Annotated in this window: 23 protein-coding genes; 12 read left to right on the forward strand and 11 right to left on the reverse strand. The window is 64.4% G+C overall.

The window, feature by feature from the left end:
* Position 1 precedes the first annotated feature (1 nt).
* Positions 2 to 517, reverse strand: coding sequence for a GNAT family N-acetyltransferase (locus tag AB8841_RS27650; RefSeq protein WP_370438937.1), 516 nt, complete (start codon positions 515 to 517; stop codon positions 2 to 4).
* A gap of 74 nt (positions 518 to 591) precedes the next feature.
* Here AB8841_RS27650 and AB8841_RS27655 point away from each other — a divergent pair, with 74 nt between their 5' ends.
* Positions 592 to 897 carry a hypothetical protein gene (locus tag AB8841_RS27655; protein ID WP_370438938.1) on the forward strand — a complete coding sequence of 102 codons (306 nt, stop codon included), beginning with the start codon at positions 592 to 594 and terminating at the stop codon, positions 895 to 897.
* A gap of 48 nt (positions 898 to 945) precedes the next feature.
* Here the strand turns inward: AB8841_RS27655 and hutH are convergent, their stop codons facing one another.
* From hutH to ugpB, 5 genes are all read right to left on the reverse strand, one after another.
* Positions 946 to 2,577 carry a histidine ammonia-lyase gene (hutH, locus tag AB8841_RS27660; RefSeq protein WP_370438939.1) on the reverse strand — a complete coding sequence of 544 codons (1,632 nt, stop codon included), beginning with the start codon at positions 2,575 to 2,577 and terminating at the stop codon, positions 946 to 948.
* A gap of 114 nt (positions 2,578 to 2,691) precedes the next feature.
* Positions 2,692 to 3,771 (reverse strand): sn-glycerol-3-phosphate import ATP-binding protein UgpC, encoded by a 1,080-nt coding sequence (locus AB8841_RS27665; protein ID WP_370438940.1) that lies wholly within the window; start codon positions 3,769 to 3,771, stop codon positions 2,692 to 2,694.
* Between the two features lie 117 nt (positions 3,772 to 3,888).
* Positions 3,889 to 4,734: a sn-glycerol-3-phosphate ABC transporter permease UgpE gene (ugpE, locus tag AB8841_RS27670; protein ID WP_370438941.1), complete on the reverse strand. Its 846-nt coding sequence runs from the start codon at positions 4,732 to 4,734 to the stop codon at positions 3,889 to 3,891.
* Positions 4,734 to 5,615: a sn-glycerol-3-phosphate ABC transporter permease UgpA gene (ugpA, locus tag AB8841_RS27675; protein ID WP_370438942.1), complete on the reverse strand. Its 882-nt coding sequence runs from the start codon at positions 5,613 to 5,615 to the stop codon at positions 4,734 to 4,736. The genes ugpE and ugpA overlap by 1 nt, the downstream gene beginning before the upstream one ends.
* A gap of 127 nt (positions 5,616 to 5,742) precedes the next feature.
* A complete protein-coding gene (gene ugpB / locus AB8841_RS27680) occupies positions 5,743 to 7,050 on the reverse strand; it encodes a sn-glycerol-3-phosphate ABC transporter substrate-binding protein UgpB (RefSeq protein ID WP_370438943.1) in 1,308 nt (435 codons plus the stop codon).
* Positions 7,051 to 7,259: 209 nt separating this feature from the next.
* Between ugpB and AB8841_RS27685 the strand changes: the two genes are divergently transcribed.
* Positions 7,260 to 7,958: a hypothetical protein gene (locus AB8841_RS27685; RefSeq protein WP_370438944.1), complete on the forward strand. Its 699-nt coding sequence runs from the start codon at positions 7,260 to 7,262 to the stop codon at positions 7,956 to 7,958.
* On the opposite strand, the gene AB8841_RS27690 is transcribed toward AB8841_RS27685, so the two are convergent.
* Positions 7,955 to 9,163 (reverse strand): NAD(P)/FAD-dependent oxidoreductase, encoded by a 1,209-nt coding sequence (locus AB8841_RS27690; protein WP_370438945.1) that lies wholly within the window; start codon positions 9,161 to 9,163, stop codon positions 7,955 to 7,957. The two genes, AB8841_RS27685 and AB8841_RS27690, sit on opposite strands and share 4 nt — an antisense overlap.
* On the reverse strand, positions 9,160 to 9,588 hold the full coding sequence (locus AB8841_RS27695; protein ID WP_370438946.1) for an Lrp/AsnC family transcriptional regulator: 429 nt from the start codon (positions 9,586 to 9,588) through the stop codon (positions 9,160 to 9,162). Before AB8841_RS27695 ends, AB8841_RS27690 begins: the two co-directional genes overlap by 4 nt.
* 117 nt (positions 9,589 to 9,705) lie before the next feature.
* Here AB8841_RS27695 and AB8841_RS27700 point away from each other — a divergent pair, with 117 nt between their 5' ends.
* The 4 genes from AB8841_RS27700 (at position 9,706) to AB8841_RS27715 (ending at position 14,791) form a co-directional block, all read left to right on the forward strand.
* A complete protein-coding gene (locus AB8841_RS27700; RefSeq protein ID WP_370438947.1) occupies positions 9,706 to 10,839 on the forward strand; it encodes a saccharopine dehydrogenase family protein in 1,134 nt (377 codons plus the stop codon).
* A gap of 211 nt (positions 10,840 to 11,050) precedes the next feature.
* Positions 11,051 to 12,598, forward strand: a complete 1,548-nt coding sequence (locus AB8841_RS27705; protein WP_370438948.1) for an aldehyde dehydrogenase family protein — start codon at positions 11,051 to 11,053, stop codon at positions 12,596 to 12,598.
* Between the two features lie 77 nt (positions 12,599 to 12,675).
* Complete coding sequence (locus AB8841_RS27710; protein WP_370438949.1) at positions 12,676 to 14,355, forward strand: thiamine pyrophosphate-binding protein; 1,680 nt, start codon at positions 12,676 to 12,678, stop codon at positions 14,353 to 14,355.
* Positions 14,356 to 14,533: 178 nt separating this feature from the next.
* A complete protein-coding gene (locus AB8841_RS27715) occupies positions 14,534 to 14,791 on the forward strand; it encodes a YjhX family toxin (protein ID WP_370438950.1) in 258 nt (85 codons plus the stop codon).
* A gap of 68 nt (positions 14,792 to 14,859) precedes the next feature.
* On the opposite strand, the gene tal is transcribed toward AB8841_RS27715, so the two are convergent.
* Positions 14,860 to 15,831 carry a transaldolase gene (tal, locus tag AB8841_RS27720; protein WP_370438951.1) on the reverse strand — a complete coding sequence of 324 codons (972 nt, stop codon included), beginning with the start codon at positions 15,829 to 15,831 and terminating at the stop codon, positions 14,860 to 14,862.
* A 184-nt stretch (positions 15,832 to 16,015) separates the two neighbouring features.
* A complete protein-coding gene (locus AB8841_RS27725; RefSeq protein ID WP_370438952.1) occupies positions 16,016 to 16,906 on the reverse strand; it encodes a LysR family transcriptional regulator in 891 nt (296 codons plus the stop codon).
* Positions 16,907 to 17,018: 112 nt separating this feature from the next.
* On the opposite strand from AB8841_RS27725, the gene AB8841_RS27730 reads away from it, so the two are divergent.
* The 6 genes from AB8841_RS27730 (at position 17,019) to AB8841_RS27755 (ending at position 24,137) form a co-directional block, all read left to right on the forward strand.
* A complete protein-coding gene (locus AB8841_RS27730) occupies positions 17,019 to 18,515 on the forward strand; it encodes a CoA-acylating methylmalonate-semialdehyde dehydrogenase (protein ID WP_370438953.1) in 1,497 nt (498 codons plus the stop codon).
* 181 nt (positions 18,516 to 18,696) lie between these two features.
* Positions 18,697 to 19,128, forward strand: coding sequence for a hypothetical protein (locus tag AB8841_RS27735; protein WP_370438954.1), 432 nt, complete (start codon positions 18,697 to 18,699; stop codon positions 19,126 to 19,128).
* Positions 19,129 to 19,208: 80 nt separating this feature from the next.
* Positions 19,209 to 20,360, forward strand: a complete 1,152-nt coding sequence (locus tag AB8841_RS27740) for an isobutyryl-CoA dehydrogenase (RefSeq protein ID WP_370438955.1) — start codon at positions 19,209 to 19,211, stop codon at positions 20,358 to 20,360.
* Positions 20,361 to 20,479: 119 nt separating this feature from the next.
* Entirely contained in the window at positions 20,480 to 21,370 is an 891-nt protein-coding gene (gene mmsB / locus AB8841_RS27745) for a 3-hydroxyisobutyrate dehydrogenase (RefSeq protein ID WP_370438956.1), read from the forward strand.
* Positions 21,371 to 21,646: 276 nt separating this feature from the next.
* The gene (locus AB8841_RS27750) at positions 21,647 to 22,855 is read left to right on the forward strand and encodes a peptide ABC transporter permease (protein ID WP_370438957.1); all 1,209 of its coding nucleotides are present in this window, start codon (positions 21,647 to 21,649) and stop codon (positions 22,853 to 22,855) included.
* A 94-nt stretch (positions 22,856 to 22,949) separates the two neighbouring features.
* Positions 22,950 to 24,137, forward strand: coding sequence for a M20 aminoacylase family protein (locus AB8841_RS27755; RefSeq protein WP_370438958.1), 1,188 nt, complete (start codon positions 22,950 to 22,952; stop codon positions 24,135 to 24,137).
* An 88-nt stretch (positions 24,138 to 24,225) separates the two neighbouring features.
* Here AB8841_RS27755 and AB8841_RS27760 read toward each other — a convergent pair whose 3' ends face one another.
* Complete coding sequence (locus AB8841_RS27760; protein ID WP_370438959.1) at positions 24,226 to 25,908, reverse strand: L-lactate permease; 1,683 nt, start codon at positions 25,906 to 25,908, stop codon at positions 24,226 to 24,228.
* Between the last annotated feature and the right edge of the window lie 144 nt (positions 25,909 to 26,052).

Here is a 26,052-nt window from a genome sequence, read left to right on the forward strand (position 1 = left end):
CTCAGCCGCGCCAATCCTCCGACAGGATCGCCCAGCGTTCGTGGTCGCGCCATTCGCCGCCGATCCTGAGATAGCGCGGGGAATAGCCCTCCTGCCGGAACCCGAGACGTTTCGCCAGGGCACGTGACGGCTCGTTTCCCGGCTGGATATTCGCCTCGACGCGATGAAGCGCGAGTTCCGAAAAGGCATGGGTCACGACGAGGCCGACCGCCTCGCGCATCAGGCCACGGCCGTTCATGCCTGAAACCGCGTAGTAGCCCATATAGGCGCTCTGGAAGAACCCTCGCGCGATCTCGCTCAGGTTGACGACGCCCACGATCCGGTTGCTCGCACGCTCGCGTGCGATGAAGCCGACCGACCTGTCACCATCGCAGCGGGCGAGATAGGCTTGAAAGCTCACCCAATCCCGGCATGGCGAAACCCACGGCTCGTGCAGCTCGAGGCTCGCCAGATTCGCGGCGATCAGCTCGGCGCCGTCCTGTGGCCGGGTGTAATCGATGACGACGCGCTGAACCATGCGTTCATCCCCATGTCAGGAACCATGACCTAGGCTTTCCGTTATCGTCACTCTCCAGCACGAAGGATAGGATCATGCGAGCCTTCATCATTCCTGCCGCCGCCGTCGTTTTCGGCGCCGCCCTTTTCGGTACCGCTCCCGAGGCACAGGCCCGTTTCGGCCCGCAGACGATCGAAACACCTTCGCTTGTCGATAACGTGGCCTGCGTCACGCGCCGCGTTCGCACCGTGCGCCCCAACGGCCGGGTGGTTTATCGCACCGTCCGCCAATGCGGCGTGCCGGCCTGGCAGCGCCGTGGCGGACGGTGTCGCGTCGTTCGCGAGCGCGTCTATCGCCCGAACGGCAGCGTGGTCGTGCGCGACGTCCGTCGCTGCCGATAAACGGAACGAGACCATGTCAGGGGCTCGGATCATTCCGAGCCTCCTTTTCTATTCCAGGATCCCGACGGCACTCTCCACGGCTTCCACGACGGTCCCGGAGCGCACGAGGTCGAGAGCCTGCCGCATCTCCGTGGCGTACCAGCGGTCGCCGTCGAGAGCGGGCGGAATGACGGCGCGGATCGCCTCCATGGCGGCCCGCGAGCCCTTGCCGAGCGGATAATCCTTTGCGAGCGGCTCCACGAGGGTCAGCGCCTGCGCGGCCATCAGCAGTTCGCCCGCCACGATCTGTTCCACGTTCTCCACGATGGTGCGCGCCTTGCGTCCGCACCATGTCGAATTGGACACATGATCCTCCGCATTGGACTTCCCGGGAATCGAATCGACCGAACCCGGAGTCGCAAGCCCGCGGTTTTCCATGACGAGAGCCGACATCGAGCACTGCACCGTCGCAAAGCCCGTGTTCAGTCCTCGCTTGCCGGCCAGGAGGTTGCGCGGCAGACCATAGGACATGGTGGGGTCGATGAGGCGCGCGAGGCGGCGCTCGGAAATCGCCCCGAGATCGGCCATGGCGATGCTGAGGAAGTCCATGGCCTGCGCCATGTACTGCCCGTGGAAGTGGCCGCCCGAGATCGACACGTAACCGCCCTGACCGTCGTCGAAGATCAGCGGGTTGTCGGTGGCCGAGTTCATTTCCGTGCCGACGATACGCTCCACGTACTCGATCGCCTCGACGGCGGGCCCATGAACCTGCGGCGTGCAGCGGAGCGAATAGACGTCCTGCACACGTGGGCTTGCGGGCGTTCCGGGCTGGCGCGGCTCGTCGGGGAAGACGATGTCCCGCGCGCCCTGCGAGCAGCGCTTCGAGCCTTCGAGGATGCGCAGGAGATTGCGCGCCACGAGCGCCTGGCCCGGATGCGGGCGCGCCTTGTGCACGCGCGGATCGAAGGCCGCCAATTCGCCGCGCATGGCTTCGAGCGACAGGCACATGGCGATATCCGCCTGTTTCAGAAGGCGGCGCGCATCGCTCGTCGCGAGCGAGGCGAGAGCGAGCGAGGCGGTCGAACCGTTGATGAGCGCGGAGGCGTCCTTCGCTCCCAGCTCGAAGTCGGGATCGAAGCCGGCCAGGCGGATCGCGTCGCGGGCCGGCATCACCCGCCCCTGGTAGACCATTTCCGCTTCCTCGAAGCCGCAGACTGCGCCCGCCATATGGGCGAGCGGCGCGAGATCGCCCGAGGCCCCGACCGAGCCCTTTTGCGGGATGACCGGGTGCAGGCCCGCATTGAGGAAGGCGAGCAGGCGCTCGACCAGCTCGACGCGCGGCCCGGAATAATTGGACGCGAAGGCATTGGCCCGCAGCAGCATCATGGCGCGCGTGACATCCTCCGCGAAGGGCTCGCCGACCCCCGTGGCGTGGGCATAGACGCTCTTTCTCTGGTAGGCAGCCATGTCGGCGATGAGGATCCGCTGATCCTTGAACAGGCCGACGCCGGTATTGAAGGCATACATGAGCGGAGCGTCGTCGTGCATCCAATTGCGGTCGATATAGGCGCGCGTCGCGGCGATCCGCTCGCGCGCCTCGGGAGCCAGCTCCGCTGACGCGAAGCGTCCCTGGGCATCCGGGCGGGCGACCCGCATCACATCCTGAAGCTGAAGCGTTGTTCCGTCGAGCTTGACCGTCATCGCTGATCCTCGCGTTGCTCATTAAGGGATAATGGGGCGGCCCGAAACGTGCAACAGCCGCCCCGAGACGGTCTCGGGGCGGCTGCTCAAGCAAAGGCTAGGCTTGGTGTCGTCTTAGACCCGGCCCAGGCGCTTCGTGGTCTGCGGGTCGAAGAGGTGGACGTTGCCCGGGTCGATGGACAGGGTCAGCCGGCGGCTGTCAGCCGCGATCTGGCCCGTGGAGGCCTGCACCACGAAATCCGTGCCCGATACTTTTCCGTGGAAGAGCTGGGTCGCCCCGAGCTCCTCGACGAAGTCCACGTCCATGTCGAGGCTGCTGGCGCCGGCGGAGCTGCCCGCCTGCACGTCCTCGGGGCGCAGGCCGACCTCGATGGCCGATCCCGGAGCGAGGCCGTCACGCATATCCGTAACGGCGATCACCTGCCCTCCTACCGACACGCGGCCGGGGCCTTCCACCTTGCCGGGGAGGATGTTCATGGGCGGGGAGCCGATGAAGGTGGCAACGAACCGGGTCTCGGGGCGGCGATAGACCTCCGACGGGGAGCCCACCTGCTCGATCTGGCCGCCCGACATCACCACGAGCTTGTCGGAGAGCGTCATAGCCTCGACCTGGTCGTGCGTCACGTAGACGGACGTCACGCCCAGAGCCCTCTGCAGGCGCTTGATCTCCACACGCATCTGGACGCGCAGCTTCGCGTCGAGGTTGGAGAGCGGCTCGTCGAAGAGGAACACCTGCGGCTTGCGCACGATGGCGCGGCCCATGGCGACGCGCTGGCGCTGGCCGCCGGAGAGAGCGCGCGGCTTGCGGTCGAGGAAGGGTTCGATGGCGAGGATGCGGGCTGCTTCCTTGACCCGCTTCTCGATCTCGTCCTTCGGCGTCTTCCGGTTCTTCAGGCCGTAAGCCATGTTGTCGTAGACGCTCATATGCGGGTAGAGCGCGTAGTTCTGGAACACCATCGCGATGTCGCGATCGGCGGGCTCCACCTGGTTGACCACACGGTTGCCGATCTTGATCTCTCCGCCCGAGATCGTCTCCAGACCCGCGATCATGCGAAGAAGCGTGGACTTGCCGCAGCCGGACGGGCCGACCAGCACGCAGAAAGAGCCGTCCTCGATCCCGAGCGAGACGCCTTTCACGGCCTCCACATTGCCCGCATAGATCTTTCGGACAGTATCGAGTGTTACCCCAGCCATTGGTTCATTCCTTTTCACGCCAGCCCGTGCAGCAGGGGGCACCGGGCCGGACAATTCCGATATTGCCTTGGAGCCCCTCCCACCGTGGCGGGAAGGGCGACGCGCGCTTCCCGCGCATCACTTTTCCGTTTCGACGAGACCCTTCACGAAGAGCCGCTGCATGAAGATCACGACCAGCACCGGCGGCACCATGGCGAGCACCGCCGTGGTCATCGCGATCTGCCATTCGGTCAGCGCGTCCGTGGTGGTGATCATCTTCTTGATGCCGATGACGATGGTCTGCATCGAGCTCTTCGTGGTGATCAGCAGCGGCCAGAGATACTGGTTCCAGCCGTAGATGAACTGAATCACGAACAAGGCCGCGATGGTCGTCATGGAAAGCGGAAGCAGCGTATCCTTGAAGAAGCGGAACGCGCCCGCGCCGTCGATCTTGGAAGCCTCCAGAAGCTCGTCCGGGATCGTCATGAAGAACTGACGGAACAGGAGCGTCCCGGTCGCCGACGCGATCAGGGGCATGATGAGTCCCACATAGGTATCGAGCAGGCCCAGATCGGCGACGATCTTGTAGGTCGGGTAGATGCGCACCTCGACGGGGAGCATCAGCGTGATGAAGATGATCCAGAAGGCCGTCTTGCGGAACGGGAACTTGAAGTAGACCACCGCATAGGCGGACAGGATCGAGATCAGGATCTTCCCGAGCGCGATGCCCATCGCCATGATCATGGAGTTGATCATCATGCCCATCACGGGCTCGCGGGCCTGCTTGCCGCCGTAGAACAGCGTGCGGGTGTAGTTTTCGACCGCCTGGTCACCCGGGATCAACGGCATGTTGCCGTTGATGATGGTGGCCGCATCGAAGGTCGACGCCATGATGGCGAGATAGACCGGGAAGGCCACCACGATGACGCCGATAACCAGCGTCAGGTAAGCCATGAATTGTGCGAAGGGACGATTCTCGACCATCAGTACTGCACCTTGCGCTCGACATAGCGGAATTGGATGGCTGTGAGCGCGATCACGATGATCATGAGGATCACCGACTGCGCGGCCGAGCCGCCGAGGTCGCCGCCGAGGCGGCCATCCGCATAAACCTTGTAAACGAGGGTCGTCGTCTGACCGGCCGGACCGCCGCCCGTCACGGCGTCGATGATGCCGAACGTCTCGAAGAACACGTAAACCACCGTGACGACGAGCAGGAAGAAGGTGGTCGGCGAGAGGAGCGGGAACACGATCGTCCAGAAACGGCGCATCGGGCCGGCGCCGTCGATGGCGCCCGCTTCGATCACGCTCCTCGGAATCGCCTGCAGACCCGCCAGGAAAAACAGGAAGTTGTAGCTGACGTGCTTCCAGGTGGCGGAAAGCACCAGCAGGATCATGGCATGGGTGCCGTTGAGCATCGGGTTCCAGTCGATTCCGATCGCGCGGATCGGGCGCGCCAGCGTGCCGAGCGTCGGGTGGAACATGAAGATCCACAGCACGCCCGCAATGGCGGGAGCCACCGCATACGGCCAGATCAGCAGGGTCTTGAAGGCGTGGCCCGCGCGGATGTTCTTGTCGGCCTGGGTCGCGAGGAGCAGCGCGCAGGACATCGAGAAGAAGGCGACCAGCGACGAGAAGATCACCGTCGTGACCATGGCCCGGTAATATTCGGGCTGCTCGAAGAGGCCGAGATAATTCTCAAACCCGACGAATTCGGAGGACAATCCGAAGGCGTCCTCCCTGAGGAAGGACTGCCAGATCGCCTGGGAAGCAGGCCAGTAGAAGAAAATGACGGTGATCGCCATCTGCGGGAGGATCAGCAGAAGCGGCAGCGTCCAACCTGAAAAGTGAGCTCGTTTTTCCATCGCTCTAGGATCGTCCGGTGAGATGGTGCAGATGACGGAATCCACCGGTCTGCGAGGTTATCTATAAGATCATCCCGGGCAGCTTTCGGCCGCCCGGGATGACAGGTCGTTTTTCCGTCGATCAGTCTTAGCGAACGGTGCGCTCGAACTGACGCAGGATCTGGTTGCTGCGCGACACCGCGGCGTCGAGCGCATCCTTGGCAGGCTTCTGACCGGCGAGAGCCGCTTCGATCTCCTCGGAGACTACGTCGCGGATCTGGACCATGTTGCCGAAGCGCAGACCGCGGGAATTCTCGGTCGGCTCCTTGTTGGTCAGCTCCTTCAGAGGCGTCTCGAGAACCGGGTTCTTCTCATAGAAGCCGGAAGCCTTGGTCTTCTCGTAAGCAGCCTTCGTGATCGGGAGATAGCCCGATTCCTGGTGCAGCTTCGCCTGACGGTCGGTGTCGGACAGGAAGGTGAAGAACTTGGCGACGCCCTTGTACTCGTCGGCTGACTTGCCGCCCATCACCCACAGCGAAGCGCCGCCGATGATCGAGTTCTGCGGAGCGCCCTGAACGTCCGGATAATAGGGCATCGGAACCGACGTGAAGTCGAACTTCGCGTTGGCCTTCACGTTGCCGTAGAAGCCCGACGAGGTGAGGAAGATCGCGCATTCGCCGGAGGTGAAGCGGCCTTCGCTCTTCGAGTCGCGGCCCGAATAATCGTAGGTCTTGTCCTTCTGCAGGTCGACGAGGTTCTGCAGGTGCTTCACGTGCAGCGGCGAGTTGAACTTCATCTCGGTGTCGAAGCCGTCGAGACCGTTGGCCTTCGTGGCCATCGGCACGTTGTGCCAGGCCGAGAGCTGCTCGATATTGGCCCAGCTCGCCCAGGCGTTCGAGAAGCCGCAGGTGTCGTGGCCGGCGGCCTTGAGCTTCTTGCCCGCCTCGAACACCTCAGGCCAGGTCTTCGGGATCTCGTTGACGCCGGCCTTCTTCAGCTCGTCCTTGTTGATCCACATGACCATCGAGGAGGAGTTGAACGGGAAGGAGAGCATCTCGCCCTTCGCGGTCGAGTAGTAGCCGGTGATCGCGGGCAGGTAAGCCTTGGGGTCGAACTTCTCGCCGGCATCGGCCATCAGCTGGTAGACCGGCTTGATCGCGCCCTTCGCGCCCATCATGGTCGCGGTGCCGACTTCGAAGACCTGCAGGATGTGCGGAGCGTTGCCCGCGCGGAACGCGGCGATACCGGCGTTCAGGGTGTCGGCGTACTGGCCCTTGTAGCTGACGACGACCTTGTAGTCCTTCTGGGAATTGTTGAACTCTTCGGCCAGGCGGTTCACGACGTCGTTGTTGGCGCCCGTCATGGCGTGCCACCATTGGATCTCCGTCTGTGCGAAGGCGGAGGTGCTCGTCGCAAGACCGAAGGCCAGGGCGCCGAGAAGGGACTTCTTCATCATATTAACCTCTCCCATATCATCCCGCTCGGGGATGTTATTGTCGTTCACCATCCCTGCACGAAAGCCGGATGACGCTTTAATGACACAAACATGACAATCATAGCCGGCTTCAAAATGGAAGCCCTTTTCATTGAAAAGACTTAACGACTGGGGATGGGAACAGGGCGGAAGCGCTCTTCGTTGAAGGGATGTCCATAGGTAAGACGCACATGCCCCAGATGATCACAGCCCTGTTCAGAGATCCCGCCCAGGCCCGCCAGGCCCTTCAGGCCCTTATGGAAATGGGCATCGCCCAGCGCAGGATCGTCGCCGTCGGCACCGAGGACGCCCGCGAGATTTCCTCCATCTCGGGTTTTCGCGCCCTGTCCGCCCGGAACGATTCCCTGGAAGCCCTCCAGGATCTCAACCTCCCGGAGGACGACCGGCGCGTCTTCGAGAGCGGGATTCATGACGGCTGCACGCTGATCGCCGCCCGGGTCGACCGGGACGACATGGAAGACGCCGTGCGGGTCCTGGACATGTTCGAGCCCGTGGACCTCGACGCCGGCAGCCGGGAATGGCTGAAGACCGGCGCGGGGCACGAAGCGGGCGCGGATCTCGGCGCCCCCTTGGGCGCAGGGGTGACCGGCGGCTCCCAGGCGGGCCAGACCAATACGGGCTCGCTCCCCGGCATGGGACTGCTGGCGGAAGGTGCTGACGATCTCGGCTCCGACGATCTGCGTGGGGGCGCCCGGACCACCACGGGAACCGGCTCCCGCCGCGGCGAAGAGCGAGCGGACCGGGAGGGCGTCAACGAACTCGCCGTCGCGTCCCAACCGTCCCCGGATCAGCCCGGACTGATGCAGCGGCACATGAACCGCGGCGGCCGGATCTGGGCCTATCGCTCCCCGGACGAGCCCGGCCTTTAAATGACGTTACGCTCAAGGAGCGGGCGGTTCGCCAGAACGCGCTCGTAACCGAGTTCGGAGAGATCGAGCGTGCGATAGCCGCCATGGACGATCAGCTCGGACAGGCCGCGACCGACCGCCGCAGCCTGCTGCAGGCCATGTCCCGAAAAACCGTTGCAGAGATAGAAGTTCTCGATCTCGCCCGCCTTTCCGATGATGGCGTTATGGTCGACGAGGCTCATGTCGTAGGGCCCCGACCACGCACGGCCCGGCCTGATGGCCTCGAAGGCGGGAACACGGTGCGCGAGCGACGGCCAGATGAACTCCTCGAAGAAGGAAAAATCGATCTCCTGGCTTGCCGGATCCTCGTCGAACCAGTCGGGATCTATATCGGCTTCCGGCGAGGCGCCGCAGATGAAGTTGCCCTCGCCTTCGGGCCGCACATAGGCGCCCGAGGTATCGATGAGCAGCGGGCAGTTCTCCACCGACCCCTTGCAGGAGAAGGTGAACACATAGCGGCGCTTGGCCTGAACGGGAATGGAGAGACCCGCCATCTCGGCGATCGCCCGACCTCCTGAGCCGGCGCAGTTGATGAGCGTGCCGCAGGCGATGCGCGTTCCATCCTTCAGGCGCACGGCGAGGATTCGGTTGCCCTCGCGCTCCACCTCGGCCACTTCGCCCTTCACATACTCGGCGCCGAGCGAACGGGCTTTCTTGCGGAAGGCCTGGAGCAGGCCCCAGCCGTCGAACCAGCCTTCCCCCGAGCGCCCCCAGGTGCCCGCAGCCAGATCCTCGACGTTGAGCCAGGGGAAGCGGCTTTTCAGCTCGTCGGGCTTCAGGAAAAGAATGTCCGCGCCCTCCGCGGCCTGCAGCGCCTGGTTCTCCCGCAGGATCGGCTCGCCCGCCTCCGACGCGCAGTAGAGATAGCCTCCCTCCTTCAACCCGATCTCGGGCGTATCGCCGTCGACGGTGAGGTATTCGCGGATGTTGCGCAGGAAGTGGATGCCATAAAGGGAGATACGGATGTTGACCGCGCTGGAATATTGCTGCCGGATCGATGCGGCCGACAGGGCGGACGCCGAGAGCTGATAGGTGTGATCCTTTTCGATAACGACGACGCGCCCCTTGAAGCCGGAATCGGCCAGGAGATGGTAAGCGGTGGAGGAGCCCATGACGGCACCGCCCACAATCACGACATCGGCGACATTTGAAGCGGAAGAGGTCATCGTTCGAATTTCGTTGAGAGGATGATGGAGGATTGCGTGCGCTCCACGCCCTCCAATGCGCCGATCTTGTCGATGGCGGCATCAAGGGTGGGAACGTCTTCTGCCTCTACCACTGCCAGCAGATCGAAGACACCGGCAACGGAGTGAAGCGCGCGCAATTCTGGCATGCGCTGCAGCGCCGTGGCAACGGCTGCGGAAGCTTTCGGCGCCACCACGATGGTGACATGCGCGCGCACCATGCGCCGGCTGACCTCTTCGGCAAGCCTCAGCGTATAGCCGACGATCACCCCACGCCGCTCAAGGCTCTCCACCCTCGCCTGCACGGTGGTTCGGGAGAGCCTCAGACGGCGGGCAGCCTCAGCGTGGCCGATCCGGGCATTCTCCCGCAAGAGGGCAATCAGGGCGCGGTCCGTCGCATCAAGCATCACAATGGCCATTTGTTACGGCATAATGCCGACAAATACCCGGCTTTCCGTCGGCTTGTCTATGGCACTTTGCAGCGCTTTGCCTTTTTCTCTCCCCATCACTGGGAGACGCACCATATGAAATCGATTCTCGTCATCGGAGCCGGCAAGATCGGCTCGACCATCGTCGACATGCTCAATGAGACCGGCGACTACGACGTGACCGTCGCGGACGCTTCCGCCGAGGCCCTCAAGGCCGCGGCCAAAGACGGCATCAAGACGATCCAGCTCGACTTCAATGACGCGGTGGCCCTCCAGAACGCCCTGAAGGGCCGCTACGCCGTGTTGAGCGCCGCGCCCTATCACCTGACCGGCCACGTGGCTCAGGCGGCGCGGATCGCCGAGGTGAACTATTTCGACCTCACGGAGGATGTCGCCACCACGCGCATGGTGAAGGAACTGTCGGAAGGCGCCACGACGGCCTTCATTCCTCAATGCGGCCTCGCTCCAGGCTTCATCTCCATCGTGGCGCACGACATCGCCAGCCGCTTCGACAAGCTCGACACGGTGCGCCTGCGCGTCGGCGCGCTGCCGCAATATCCGTCGAACGCCCTGTCCTACAATCTCACCTGGAGCACCGACGGGGTCATCAACGAGTATATCGAGCGCTGCGAAGCGATGGTCGACGGCAAGCTGCGCGAAGTTCCGGCCATGGAAGAGCTCGAGGAATTCTCCCTCGACGGCACCCGCTACGAGGCCTTCAATACTTCGGGCGGCCTCGGAACGCTCTGCGAGACGCTCGAAGGCAAGGTGCGCAACCTCAACTACAAGACCATCCGCTATCCGGGCCACTGCGCCCTGATGCGCGTGCTTCTCAACGACCTGCAGCTGCGCAACCGACGCGAAGTCCTGAAGGACATTCTGGAGAACGCCGTTCCCGCCACCATGCAGGACATGGTCATCGTTTTCGTGACGGTGACGGGCGAGCGCAACGGTCGCTATGTGCAGGAAACCTATGCCCGCAGCATCTATGGCCAGAAGGTGGCCGGCGTGCAGCGCACCGCCATCCAGGTCACCACGGCCGCCGGCATCTGCGCCATGCTGGATCTCCTCGTCGAGGACAAGCTTCCGAAACAGGGTTTCGTCCGCCAGGAAGAGATCGATCTCGACACCTTCCTGTCCAACCGCTTCGGCCGGGTCTACGCGGGCGTGCGCCTCGACGAGAGCCGTGAACCGGCCGCGAAGAACATTCGCCTCGACGCTGTTGCATGACGTTTCGGAACAGCCTCTCGCGCCTCACCAGCGGGAGCCTGTCCGGCTTCTTTCCGAAATTGCATGATCCTATTCGGGAAAAGCAGTTCCCACCTTTTGCGATCATGCTTTAAGACGGTAGCCCAAAGGCTGCCGTCGTCTTGTTTCAGGAACAAGCGGGGGTAGCGGGCTCGCCCGATGGGCCCATACCCGATTCCATGGGAGAATGATCATGTCCGCCCTGCCATCCGTTTCGACCTCAGCTGCCAGCGTGGCGGAGGAAGCCCGCGCCATTCTCGCCCGTCTCGGCGTGCCGGACAGCGCATTTGCCTCCACGGGCCGTCCTGCCGTCTCCCCGATCACGGGCGAGGTGATCGCCCATGTCCGCGAGACCACGCCGGACGAGGCCAAGGCCGCCATCGGCCGCGCCGACGCCGCCTTCAAGGCGTGGCGCACGATGCCTGCTCCAAAGCGCGGCGAATTCGTGCGCCTGCTGGGCGAGGAACTCCGCGCCGCGAAGGACGATCTCGGCCGCCTCGTCACGCTCGAGGCCGGCAAGATCGTCTCCGAGGGTCTCGGCGAAGTGCAGGAGATGATCGATATCTGCGATTTCGCGGTCGGTCTTTCCCGTCAGCTTTACGGCCTGACCATCGCTACCGAGCGCGCCGATCACCGCATGATGGAGACGTGGCATCCGCTGGGCGTCTGCGGCGTCATTTCCGCCTTCAACTTCCCGGTCGCCGTTTGGTCCTGGAATGCGGCTCTCGCCCTCGTCTGCGGCGACTCCGTCGTGTGGAAGCCCTCGGAGAAGACCCTTCTGACGGCGCTCGCCACCCACGCCATCGCCGAGCGTGCCGCCAAGCGCTTCGGCGGCGTGCCGGAAGGCCTGCTCGAAGTTCTCCTCGGCGGCCGCGAGATCGGCGAGATCCTCGTCGAGGATCACCGCGTGCCGATTCTCTCGGCCACCGGCTCGACGGCCATGGGCCGCCAGGTCGGCCCGAAGCTCGCCGCCCGCTTCGCCCGCGCGATCCTGGAGCTCGGCGGCAACAACGCTGCGATCGTGGCCCCCTCCGCCGATCTCGACCTCGCCCTGCGCGGCATTGCGTTCGCCGCGATGGGCACGGCGGGCCAGCGCTGCACCACGCTGCGCCGCCTCTTCGTCCATGACAACGTCTACGACCAGCTCGTCCCGCGTCTCGTCAAGGTTTACGGCAGCGCCAAGATCGGCGATCCGCGCGCCGACGGCACCCTCATCGGACCGCTGATCGACAAGGCCGCCTTCGAAGGCATGGAGCGCGCGCTCGACGAGTCCCGCAATGCCGGCGGTACCGTGCATGGCGGCGGACGTTACGCCGATGTGGCGGGCGACGGAATCTATGTCCGTCCCGCCCTCGTCGAGATGCCGGAGCAGACCGGTCCGGTGCTGCGCGAGACCTTCGCGCCGATCCTGTACGTGATGCGCTATACGGATTTCGATCAGGTGATCGAGCTGCACAATGCCGTCGGGGCCGGTCTCTCCTCGTCGATCTTCACGCTCAATCTGCGTGAGGCCGAGACCTTCGTGTCGGCCGTCGGGTCCGATTGCGGCATCGCCAATGTCAATATCGGCCCCTCCGGCGCCGAGATCGGCGGCGCGTTCGGCGGCGAGAAGGAGACGGGCGGCGGCCGCGAGTCGGGCTCGGACGCCTGGAAGGCCTATATGCGCCGCGCCACCAATACGGTCAATTTCGGCACCTCGCTTCCGCTCGCTCAGGGCGTGAAATTCGACGTCGACGCCTGATCGTCCCGAAAGATCACACGGAGGGCAGCGATGCCCTCCGTTTCCTTATCCAACCTCTTTTGCATCGTGAGCCTTCCATGACAGCGACCTCCCGCACCGGCGGCCAGATTCTTGTCGATCAGCTTCTCGTTCACGGAGTCGATCACATCTTCTGCGTGCCGGGCGAGAGTTATCTCGCGGCCCTCGATGCGCTGCACGATGCTAACATCAACGTCACGGTCTGCCGCCAGGAAGGCGGCGCCGCGATGATGGCAGAGGCCTATGGCAAGCTCACGGGCCGCCCGGGCATCTGCTTCGTCACGCGCGGTCCCGGCGCGACCAACGCCTCGCCGGGCATCCACATCGCCAAGCAGGATTCCACGCCGATGATCCTCTTCGTCGGCCAGATCGAGCGCGGCATGCGCGAGCGCGAGGCCTTTCAGGAACTCGACTACCGTGCCGCCTTCGGCCCCCTCGCCAAATGGGCGACGGAAGTGGACGATCCGGCACGCTTCCCCGAGATCGTTTCCCGCGCCTTCCATGTGGCGACATCCGGGCGTCCGGGGCCGGTCGTGATCGCGCTCCCCGAAGACGTCCTGACCGAGATGGCGGAAGTCGCCGACGCGCCGCGTTACCAGGTCATCGAGGCTCATCCCTCGCCGGCGCAAATGGCCGAACTGCAGACGCTCCTGCAGGACGCGAAGAAGCCCGTGGCGCTGCTGGGCGGGAGCCGCTGGTCTGAAGCCGCCGTGCAGGATTTCATGCGCTTCGCCGAGCGTTTCGAGCTGCCCGTCGCCTGCACCTTCCGCCGCCAGATGCTCTTTCCGGCCGATCACCCGTCCTATATGGGCGATCTCGGGCTCGGCGTGAATCCGAAGCTGCTCGCACGCATCAAGGAGGCCGACCTCGTCCTGCTCGTCGGCGGCCGTCTCTCCGAGATCCCCAGTCAGGCCTATACGCTGCTCGACATCCCGGCGCCGCGCTCGCGGCTCGTTCACATCCATCCCGATTCCAGCGAGCTCGGACGGGTCTATTCTCCGCATCTGGCCATCAATGCCTCGCCCGTCGCCTTCGCGGCGGCCTTGGAAGGCGTGAATCCGCCGGCCGCCCTGCCCTGGAGCGAGGGCACGAAGACCGCGCATGCCGATTATCTCGCCTGGAGCGATCCCGCCCCCATCAAGCATGCGGGCAACCTGCAGATGGGCCAGGTGATGGCTCACCTGCGCGAGGTGATGCCCTCCGACACGATCTACTGCAACGGGGCAGGAAACTTCGCCACCTGGGTTCACCGTTTCTGGCCCTTCCGCCATTACGGCACTCAGCTCGCGCCGACCTCTGGCTCCATGGGCTACGGCGTTCCGGCCGGCGTCGGCGCCAAGCGCATCAATCCCGACAGCACGGTCGTGGTGTTCGCGGGCGACGGCGACTTCCTGATGAACGGACAGGAATTCGCGACCGCCGTGCAATACGACCTGCCGATCCTCGTGATCCTGCTCGACAACGGCATGTACGGCACGATCCGCATGCACCAGGAGCGCGAGTATCCGGGCCGCGTCTCGGCCACGATGCTGAAGAACCCGGATTTCGCGGCCTATGCCAAGGCCTTCGGGGGCTATGGCGAGCGCGTCGAGACCACGGACGATTTCCCGGCCGCCCTCCAGCGGGCACTCACCTCGGGCAAGCCCGCGATCCTGCACTGCCTCTTGGATCCCGAGGCGATCACGCCCGCCATGTCCCTCTCGGCCATCCGCGAGAAGGCGCTGGCGAGCCGCGGCTGATTGACGTGACCGGTGAGCGGCTTCTATAAGGAAGCCGTTCAACCTGGAGCTTTTATGCACAGAGAGACCGAGTCCCGGTAAAGCCCGCCACCTGACAGGCGGGCGCGGCTGATCGCACAGCCGAATGCGCGCGTGTGCGCGCCTCTCTCTTGCAACTCAACAAAGCTCAGGGTTTCCCGTGAACGTTTCACGCAATGGTCAGCGCGTGCTGCACGTGCTCGCCCAAGGCGGTCTCATTCGACATTACAAGGACGAGAACGGCCGCATTTTCGAAATCGAATGCCTCACCCGTGAAGGGTGGCTCATGTCGCTCTGCACGATGGATCTGTTCAAGATGCTGCGCCAGAAAGGGCTCATCGCATCGTCGAACGGAGGTCCTTACCGCATCACGCGGCAGGGTTTGCGGGCGGTGAGGAGCCGGCCGGACAACCGCTGAACCGGCTCTTCGGTAACAATGAGGGAGGCGATGATCTCGCCTCCCCTATTCATTTGACCCAGCGGCTCTCAGGCGGCCTTCGCCTCGTCGAGCCGCTTCGCCACGAGGCCGCGCAAGCTGCGCAGATCCTTCACGAACGAACGGATTCCCTCGGCGAGCTTCTCGGTCGCCATCGCATCCTCGTTGAGGGCGAAGCGGAAGGTCTTTTCATCCATGCGCGGCAGCGCCGGGGTCGTCTCGACGCCCTCCGGCGAGAGCTTGCGCGGCAGCTCGCCTTCGGCCTTCGCCAGCTCGTCCAGGAGCGCCGGCGAGATCGTGAGACGGTCGCAGCCGGCGAGCGCTTCGATCTCGCCCGTATTGCGGAAGGATGCGCCCATCACGACGGTCTTGATGCCCTGCGCCTTGTAGGAGGCGTAGATGCTGCGCACGGACAGCACACCCGGATCGGTCTCGCCCGTGTAGGGTCCTCCGCCCGCCTTCACGTGCCAATCGAGAATGCGCCCCACGAAGGGCGAGATGAGGAACACGCCCGCCTCCGCGCAGGCCTGCGCCTGGGCCATGGAGAACAAAAGCGTGAGGTTGCAGTCGATGCCTTCCTTCTGAAGGACCTCCGCCGCGCGGATGCCCTCCCAGGTGGAGGCGATCTTGATCAGGATACGGTCGCGCCCGATGCCGCGTTCCTCGTAGGCTTTGATGATGGCGCGCGCCTTGTTCACCGTCGCTTCGGTGTCGAAGGAGAGATCGGCGTCGACTTCCGTCGAAACGCGCCCCGGCACAATGCCTGCGAGTTCCGCCCCGAAAGCCACGGCGAGCCGGTCGCAGACCGCCGCCACCACGCCCTCGTGGGCGCCGCCCTGCCTGCGCCCCCAGGCCAGCGCCTCTTCGACGATATGGCCATAGGCCGGGGTCTCGACCGCCTTCAGCAGCAGGGTCGGGTTGGTGGTGCAGTCCTGAGGCTTCAGGCGGCGCACTGCGTCGAGGTCACCGGTATCGGCGACGACGACCGTCATGGCGCGCAATTGCTCTAGCTTGGAGGGCATTCCGGTCTCCGTGGGTGTCGTTTGTGCGAGATTTAGAGCATCGGACCCAAAAGTGGAATCCACTTTTGGGATCAAATCCGATGCTCCCTTCTTGGAAAGAGCGCATCGTTCTTGCGAAAAACCGGATCCACTTTTTCGCACGATGCGCTCGTGGGTTAATGCCCCGCCGTGAAGGGAAAATCCGTCACATGAAGAGGCCACGATGGGCCTTCACCCGGTCCAGGATGAAGGCATGAACCTCGGCGACGCGGTGGAGGCTGCGCATCTCGGCATGGGTGACGATCCAATAGGCCCGTGTGAAGGAGATGTCCGGCAGGACGACCTCCAGCTCCGGATATTGCCGGGCGGCGTAATCGTGGAGGATGCCGATGCCGACCCCGGCCCGCACGGCTTCCAGCTGGGCCACGACGCTCGCGCACTCGTATCGCCGGGGCCCGTATTTCTCGAGGCCGGAGAAATATTCGAGGGCCGGGCTGAAGATGAGATCGGCCACGTAGGTGACGAGCAGGCGGCCTAACAGATCCTCGGGCTCGGCAGGCTTGCCGTGGCGGTCGATATAGCTTCGCGAGGCGTAGAGTCTCAGGCGGTAATCGGTGAGCTTGCGCGAAACGAGCCGCCCTTCCGTCGGCTGCTCCACGGTGATCGCGATGTCCGCCTCTCGCTTGGACAGCGAGAAGGTGCGCGGCAGGGCCACCAGCTGGATCGTGAGGTCCGGGTGGCGCTCGGCCAGAGCGCCGAGCTCCGCCGCCAGGAAATAGGTGCCGAGTCCGTCCGGTGCGCCGACCCGCACGATTCCGGAGAGGGCGAGATCCGCCCCGCCGACCTCGTTGGCCACGGCCAGCGCCTGGCTTTCCATGCTCTCCGCCTTGGTCAGCAGGCGTTCGCCCTGCTCGGTCAGGGTATAGCCTTGGGGCTTTCGTTCGAAGAGCTTGGCCTGAAGCGCCTTTTCAAGGGAAGAGATGCGGCGGGAAACCGTGGTATGATCGGCCTCCAGCCGGCGGGCGGCCACCGTCAGCCGGCCTGCGCGGGCGACTGCCAGGAAAAAACGGAGATCGTCCCAATCGAAAGCGCTCATCCCTGCTCTGTAGCATATTGGGATTTTTGCACAACGCGACCTCACCTTCACCCATAGTCGTGCAGTTTCGACAATGCTAGAACGGGACACGCAACATCAGGAGAGAAACGCCATGCGCGAAGTCGGACATTTCATCGGCGGCAAGCAGGTCCCCGGAAAATCGGGCCGCACCACCGAATTCTTCCAGCCCATGACGGGCGAGGTGCTCGGCCGCGTCGCGCTGGCCTCCAAGGACGAACTGCGCCAAGCCGTCGAGAACGCGAAAGCCGCTCAGCCCGGCTGGGCCGCCACCAACCCGCAGCGCCGCGCCCGCGTGATGATGAAATTCCTGGAGCTCATCGCCAAGGAAATGGATTCTCTGGCCGAGCTGCTTGCCCGCGAGCACGGCAAGACCATTCCCGACGCGAAGGGCGATATCCAGCGCGGCGTCGAGGTGGTGGAGTTCGCCTGCGGCATCCCGCAGCTGATGAAGGGCGAGTTCTCGGAAGGCGCGGGACCCGGCATCGACATGTACTCGATCCGTCAGCCGCTCGGCGTCGTGGCCGGCATCACGCCGTTCAACTTCCCGGCCATGATCCCGATGTGGAAGTTCGCGCCGGCCATCGCCTGCGGCAACGCCTTCATCCTGAAGCCCTCAGAGCGCGATCCGGGCGTGCCGATGCGCCTCGCCGAGCTGATGATCGAGGCGGGCCTTCCCGCAGGCATCCTCAACGTGGTCAACGGCGACAAGGAAGTGGTGGACGCGATCCTCGACGATCCGGACATCAAGGCCGTCGGCTTCGTCGGCTCCTCGCCGATCGCGCAGTACGTCTATTCCCGCGCCACCGCCAACGGCAAGCGCGCGCATTGCTTCGGCGGCGCGAAGAACCACATGATCATCATGCCCGACGCCGATCTCGATCAGGCGGCGGACGCGCTCATCGGGGCAGGCTACGGCTCCGCGGGCGAGCGCTGCATGGCCGTGTCGGTCGCCGTGCCGGTCGGCAAAGCGACCGCCGACGCGCTGATGGACAAGCTGATCCCGCGCGTGGAGAACCTGAAAGTGGGCCCGTCCACCGATCCCTCCGCCGATTTCGGTCCCCTCGTGACCAAGGCACACATGGAGAAGGTGCGCGCTTACGTCGATCTCGGCGTCCAGGAAGGCGCGAAGCTCGTGGTCGACGGCCGCGGCTTCAAGATGCAGGGCTACGAGAACGGCTTCTACATGGGCGGCTGCCTCTTCGACGACGTGAAGCCCGATATGCGCATCTACAAGGAGGAGATCTTTGGCCCTGTCCTGTCGGTTGTGCGCGCCAAGAACTACGATGAGGCCCTGCGCCTGCCCTCCGAGCACGAATACGGCAACGGTGTCGCGATCTACACCCGCGACGGCGACGCCGCCCGTGACTTCGCCTCGAAGGTGAATGTGGGCATGGTCGGCATCAACGTGCCGATTCCGGTGCCGCTGGCTTATTACACCTTCGGCGGCTGGAAGGCCTCGGGCTTCGGCGACCTCAACCAACATGGCCCCGACGCGATCCGCTTCTACACCAAGACGAAGACGGTCACCTCGCGCTGGCCGTCCGGCATCAAGGAAGGCGCGGAATTCTCCATTCCGACGATGAAGTGAGCCAGGCTTGAAAGCCTCCTCGCGAAAAACTCTCGCCGCCGCTCTCAGCTTGGGAGCGGCGGTTTTCGCTTGGCCTGTCGAAGCGCTTCAATGTCCTCTTCCGCCCTATTCGCAAGAGGTCTTATCCCTTGGGCAAGCCCCTAAATCTGCCTCCGCCTATGCCCAGGAACGCATCGAGGAAATGCAATCGATCTTTCTCGGGCGCGTTGCGTCCGCTGAGTATATCCCCTTCACGAGCCGAGGCGGCGTTTCCATCATCACGTACGAAGTCTCCGACTGGTTCAAGGGGAGCGATGGGCCTCACGCCAGAATCGTCTGGTATCCAGCCATTCCCTGCGTGGAGAACTGCCCGCTTGAAGAAACGGTTAGCAGCCTGGAAGCCGACAGAACGACGGCCTTTGTCTTCGCGGAGCCCCTGAGCAGGAACATTCAGCTTAAGACAGGCAGGAGCGAGACTTGGGACGGCGAGAACCGCCCTTGTGGGAATCCCTCCCCGCTCCCTGTTACAAGGGAAGCTTTGCCCGGTCGGTCCAGCGCTGAATACGATGAGGTTCTTTTCAGGAACGCTCTGAGATCCGAGATCGAGATTCTAAAGAAGGAGCGGCGCTCCTAGCTTGTCCGATCCGGATTGAGCCTCTGCGATTAGCAAAGAGTAGAACTACAGAGGGGCGCAAGATGCGCTAAGATTGAGCCATGACCCAGTTCTCTCTGACCGAAGACCAGATTGCCGTCCGCGACATGGCCCTCGCCTTCGCGGCGGAGAACCTCGCCCCCCATGCCCTCGAGTGGGACGAGAAGAAGCATTTCCCGGTCGACGTGCTGCGGGAAGCAGCCGCCCTCGGCATGGCTTCGATCTATACCCGCGACGACCTGGGCGGATCGGGCATGACGCGGCTCGACGCCGCGCTCATCTTCGAGGCGCTCGCCACCGGGTGCCCCGCCATCTCGGCGTTTCTGTCGATCCACAACATGGTCGCGTGGATGATCGACCGTTATGGCTCCGAAGAGCAGCGTCAGCGCTTCCTGCCCTCCCTGTGCACCATGGAGCTCATCGGCAGCTATTGCCTCACCGAGCCCGGCTCGGGCTCGGACGCGGCGGCGCTCAAGACGAAGGCGGTGCGCGACGGCGATCACTACGTCGTCAATGGCGTCAAGCAGTTCATCTCAGGCGCCGGCACCTCGGACATCTACGTGACGATGGTGCGCACCGGCGAGGAAGGCCCCTCCGGCATCTCGACGCTCGTCATCGAAAAGTCGATGCCCGGCGTGTCCTTCGGGGCGCAGGAGAAGAAGATGGGCTGGAATGCACAGCCCACCGCCGCCGTCATCTTCGAGGATGTGCGCGTACCCGTCGCCAACCGCCTGTCGGACGAGGGCATGGGCTTCAAGATCGCCATGTCGGGCCTCGACGGTGGCCGGTTGAATATCGGCGCGTGCTCCCTCGGCGGTGCGCAGGCCGCCCTCGACAAGGCTCTCGCCTACACGAACGACCGCAAGGCCTTCGGCAAGCGCATCGCCGACTTCCAGGCCCTGCAGTTCAAGCTCGCCGACATGGCTACCGAACTCGAATGCGCGCGCACTTTTCTGTGGCGCGCCGCCTCCGCGCTCGACGCCAAGGCGCTCGACGCCACCAGGCTTTGCGCCATGGCCAAGCGCATGGCGACCGACACGGGCTTCGAGGTGGCGAACGCGGCGCTCCAGCTCCACGGCGGCTACGGCTATCTCGCCGATTACGGCATCGAGAAGATCGTGCGCGATCTGCGCGTGCATCAGATTCTCGAGGGCACCAACGAGATCATGCGCCTCATCGTGGCGCGCGATCTGGTGGGGCGCGGAAACAGGTAGACAGACCATGGGTGCGCCGCGCTCAACCTGATGCTGCACGCAACGAGCGCGGACGTCATGGCCGCAGGCTCCATATGGCTTTTGCGAACATCGCCACATCCTGGAAAGGGAGGACAATCATGACCAGCATCGCCGTCATCGGCCTCGGCAACATGGGGGGCCCCATGGCCGCCAATCTCGTCAAGGCGGGACACGCCGTGACGGGCTTCGACCTCTCTCCGGCCTCCTGCGATCAGGCGCGCTCCGACGGGGTGAGGATCGCGGGCTCCACGGCCGATGCCGTGCGCGATATGGAGATCGTGGTCACCATGCTGCCCGCGGGCAAGCATGTGCTCTCGGTCTGGGCCGATATCCTGCCGGCCGTACAGGACGGCGCGCTCCTGATCGACTGCTCCACCATCGATGTGGACAGCGCCCGCCAGGCGCACGCGATGGCCCGTGAGCAGGCGCGCAACCTCCTGACGCTCGACGCCCCGGTCTCCGGAGGTGTCGGCGGCGCGAAGGGGGCGACGCTCACCTTCATGGCAGGCGGCGCGAAGGAGGCTTTCGATCGCGCGGAGCCCGTTCTGTCCAAAATGGGCAAGAAGGTCGTCCATTGCGGAGAGGCGGGCGCCGGCCAGGCCGCGAAGATCTGCAACAACATGATCCTCGGCATCTCGATGATCGGCGTCGCTGAGGCGTTCGTGCTGGCCGAGAGGCTCGGGCTCTCGCATCAGGCCTTGTTCGATGTCGCCTCCACATCGTCAGGTCAATGCTGGTCGCTCACGACCTATTGTCCCGTTCCCGGCCCCGTGCCGACCTCGCCCGCGAACAACGGCTACAAGCCCGGCTTCGCCGCAGCCTTGATGCTGAAGGATCTCAGGCTGGCGCAGGACGCGGCTCTCGCGTCCGGCGCATCGACCCCGCTCGGTGCGGAAGCAGCCCAGCTCTACGCGCTCTTCAGCAACGCCGGTCACGAGGGAGACGATTTCTCCGGCATCGTCAACTTCCTCCGCGGGCAGAGAGGCTAACCATAGAGCGGCGGACGCAAAAGTAGGTACCGGTCTTGCGTAGAAAGATGCTCAAGAGCAGAGACTGACTGCATCGGATGTCAATCCGACGTCACGTCCGATGCTGTAGAGCCCGAAACCGTGGTTGTGCCCCTTACGGCCGACCGGGCGGGCCAATAAACGTTATACTATTGAGTATACAAAGGTTTGTGATGTGTTGCACGACACCTACAGCTTTTGTGCGCCTTGTCCGGTAGCGTGATCCTTCCCGATCGCTCAACCGACGATTGCTGTCCGATGGTCCGCTCCGCCCTTCCTACGGCCAATCCTTCCACCGACGCAGCCGCCCTGCTGCGGCGCCTCGGTTTCGCGCTTCTGCTGTTTGCCATTCCTCTGGCCGCGCTCTTCACCCGCAGGGCGCTTGTGATCATGGCCCCTCTGGCCGTGGCGCTCGTCGCCATGGCGGCCCTTCTGGACGGCAGCGCGAAGAACCCTTGGCAGAGGATCGTCGGTTTCGTGACCTCACGGGCCGGTCTCGCAGGGCTCGTTCTGGTGCTCTGGGCCGCCATGTCGCTGATCTGGACCCCCTTCCCGGCCCAGGCCTCGGAACGGCTTCTCAACATCGTCGCCATGGGCCTGATGGGCGTCGCGGGCTACCTGGCTCTGCCGGAACGGATGCGCTCGGCCAATCTGTATCTGCTCCCGGTCGGCGTGGGCCTTGCGGCCCTGATCGGGATCCCCATGCTCCTGCGGGGCGGGGGCCATCTCGACCCGGACGGGTTGGGCGTCGAGCGCGGCATGGTGACCCTCGTCCTGGTGCTCTGGCCCGCCCTGACATGGCTTCACTCCCGCGGCCGCAACCTGGAAGCCGTGGCGCTTGCACTGGCTGTGGCCGTGGGCGCCTTCCTCACGGAGGATCCCCTCCCCCTCATCGGCCTGACCGTCGGCGCACTCGCCTTCGCCCTGACAGCGGCAAGCCCCTGGACGGGATCGCGACTGATCGGCCTTCTCATGGCGGGCCTCCTGATCGCCGCACCCCTTGTCCCCTTCGTCCTGAAACCTGTGGCCGGAGTTCTGGGGGCGGACCCCTCCACCCTCGCAAGCCTGGAGATCTGGCAGGGACTCGTGCTCAAGGAGCCCCTGCGCCTTTTGACCGGTCACGGCCTCGAGACGGCCTGGCGCGGACGCCTGTTCGGCCTCCTGCCTCAGACTGCCCCGTTCAGCCTGCTGTTCGAAATCTGGTACGAACTCGGTCTCGTCGGAGCCGTCTCCGGGGCCGTTCTGCTCTGCCAGGCAGCCTTCGGCGCAAGGGGGGACCGCCCCATTCTCGGTCCCGGCGTCATGGCGTCCTTCGCAACCGCCTTCTCCCTCGGCGTCTGCGGCATCGGCACCGCCCAGATCTGGTGGTTCACGGCGCTCGTCGTGCTGGTCCTGGTCTTCATCGCGGTCGAGCGCGGCCAGTTCCGCACGAAACGCCCGAAGGCCATCCTGCACCGCCTGCGCTGATGCCGGACGGTTGTAAGGGCCGACCAGTCATCTTGACCGGCGGCCCCAGCCTCTGGTTCGCTGGACCCCGTTCGATTCACGCAAAGGACATCCTATGCCCATCATCAACCGCGTCGCCGATCTTGCCGATGAGATCACCGCCTGGCGCCGGGATTTCCACGAAAACCCCGAGCTTGGCTACGACGTTCACCGCACCGCCGGAATCGTGGCCGAGAAGCTGAAGAGTTTCGGATGCGACGAGGTGGTGACCGGCATCGGCCGCACCGGCGTGGTCGGTGTCATCAAAGGCAAGACGAATGCCTCCGGCAAGGTGATCGGCCTGCGTGCCGACATGGATGCGCTGCCGATCCTGGAGGCCACCGACCTGCCTCACGCGTCCAAGGTGCCCGGCAAGATGCATGCCTGCGGCCATGACGGCCACACGGCCATGCTGCTGGGCGCGGCGAAATACCTGGCCGAGACCCGCAACTTCGACGGCACCGCGATCATGATCTTCCAGCCCGCGGAGGAAGGCGGCGGCGGCGGCGACGCAATGGTGAAGGACGGCCTCATGGAGCGCTTCGGCATCCAGGAGGTCTACGGCATGCACAATTGGCCAGGCGTCGGGGTCGGGCAGTTCGCGATGCGCTCGGGCTCCGTCATGGCGGCGGCGGATCGCTTCACGATCACCATCGAAGGCAAGGGCGGCCACGCGGCCTACCCGCATAACTGCATCGACCCCATCGTCACCGCCGCTCACGTGATCACCGCTCTCCAATCCGTGGCATCACGCAGCGTAAATCCCCTTGAATCGGTCGTGGTGTCCGTCTGCACCGTCAAGGCGGGCGATACCTTCAACGTCATCCCGCAGACGGCAACCCTGCTCGGGACCGTTCGCACCCTCTCGCCCGCTATCCGCGATCTGGCGGAAACGAGGATCCGCGCCATCATCGAGAACACCTGCGCAGTCTTCGGCGCCAAGGCCGAGATCGAATACAATCGCGGCTACCCGGTGACCGTGAACGACGCCGAGAAGACCGGGTTCGTCGCGTCGGTCGCAAAGGCCATTGTCGGCGAGAGCGCCGTCCAGACGAATTTCCCGCCCGAGATGGGCGCGGAGGACTTTTCGTACATGCTGGAGAAGCGGCCGGGCGCCTATATCTTCGTCGGCAACGGCGATACGGCGGGCGTGCATCATCCCGCCTACGACTTCAACGATGCGGCAACGCCCTACGGCGTATCGCTCTGGGCGAAGATCATCGAGACCGGGATGCCTGTCGGTCCGGAGGAGCAGCGGCGGTGATGCCGGCCCGCACCCTGCCCTGAACCGCAGAATCTTCAGAATCGTGCTGCCGCCGGTGTGAAACCGGCGGCAGACGCGTCATGTGCGTTCAGTGCAGGACCATCGACCTGAACGGATCGACATAGGCCTGCAGCATGACCAGAATGCCCACAAGGGACGCCAGCACGATGGAGTGCCAGAACACGAACCGCAGAATGCTGCCCTCGTGACCGAACCAGTTCGTGGCCGTGGAGGCCACGACGATGGATTGCGCATCGATCATCTTGCCCATGACGCCGCCGGATGAGTTCGCGGCCGCCATGAGAATGGGCGACAGACCGAGCTGCTCGGACGTGATCTTCTGCAGGCCGCCGAACAGTACGTTGGACGCGGTGTCCGAACCTGTGAGCGCCACGCCGAGCCAGCCGAGCAAGGTGCCGAAGAACGGATACAGAATACCCGTCCCGGCAAAGGCCAGCCCCAGCGTCGCATCGACCCCGGCAAACCGCGTGAGCGTGCCGATCGCGAGCATCGACGCAATGGTGATGAGGGAATAGCGCAGGACCCAGATCGTCTCGAACCAGGCGGTGATGAGCCGCAGGGGCGAGAAGCCCATGAAGAAACCCGCGATGATCGCCGCGATCAGCACACCCGTGCCCGTATAGGACATGTAGGTGAAGGCGAAGACGGCGGCCTCGGGCGTCGGATTGGCCACGATGGGCGCGACCTTCTGCACGAGATTGTGCAGGCCCGGCACCGGATAGTTCCAGATGAAGATGGGGTTCACCAGGGCCTTGAACCAGCCGGTTCCCCAGATGGCGACGATGATGGAGAGAATGATCCATGGCACCCAGGCGCGGATCACCTCGCTGCGTGGCGCATGAGGCGCGATGTTGGTCGCGCCTGCGCCCAAGGGTGCCGGATGGGTCAGAGTACCGGCCGATTCATCCCGTGTGCGCAGGGCGGGAGACGTCCAGATCACCTTCGGCTGCCAGATTCGCATGAAGCCGACGAGACAAGCCATGGAGATGAGCGATGCGCCGATGTCGACGATCCAGGGATTGATGTAATTCGAGATCAGGAACTGCGGAACCGCGAAGGAGACCGCGCAGACCAGGATCGCCGGCCAGACCTGAAGCATGCCGCGGAAGCCCGCGAAGACCCAGATCAGCCAGAACGGCACGATCACCGAAAAGAAGGGCAGTTGGCGTCCGACCATCGCACCGAGCACGTAAGGATCGAAGCCCGTGACCGAGGCCAGTCCCTGAATCGGAGCGCCGAGCGCGCCATAAGCCACGGGAGCGGTGTTGGCGATGAGCGAGAGGCCGGAGGCTGCGAGCGGCGAGAAGCCGAGGCCGATGAGGATGGCGCCCGTCACCGCCACGGGAGTGCCGAAGCCGCCCGCACCTTCGAAGAACGCCCCGAACGAGAAGGCGACGAGCAGCAATTGGAGGCGGCGATCCGTCGTGATGCCGCCCACGGATTGCTGGAGGATCGCGAAGTACCCTTTCTCCACCGTCAGCCGGTAGAGGAAGATCACGTTGAGAATGATCCAGCCGATGGGGAACATGCCGGTCACGACCCCGAAGAGTGCGGCCCGGATGGCAAGCCCGGCGGGCATGGTGAACAGGACGGTGGCGACTACGATCGCCACCAAGAGCGCGATCACGGCGGCGATGTGTGCCTTGACCTTGCCGGAGGCGATCATCACCAGAAGCAGGACCACCGGGATGGCGGCCGCAAGCGTCGACAACGTCGCGTTGCCGAATGGATCGTAGACTTGGCTCCACATGAGCTTTTCCCCTGAACCCGCCAGCGCAAGCCGGCGCACGTGGCATGGCGGTCAGGCCGAAGCGGTCACCCCGCCTCTGGAAAAGCTAGAAGGTTATTCTACTACGACAATATAAACTTAAGGGGAATCTTGGGCGCTCGCCGC

The sequence above is a fragment of the Microvirga sp. TS319 genome, assembly GCF_041276405.1.
GTDB lineage: Bacteria > Pseudomonadota > Alphaproteobacteria > Rhizobiales > Beijerinckiaceae > Microvirga.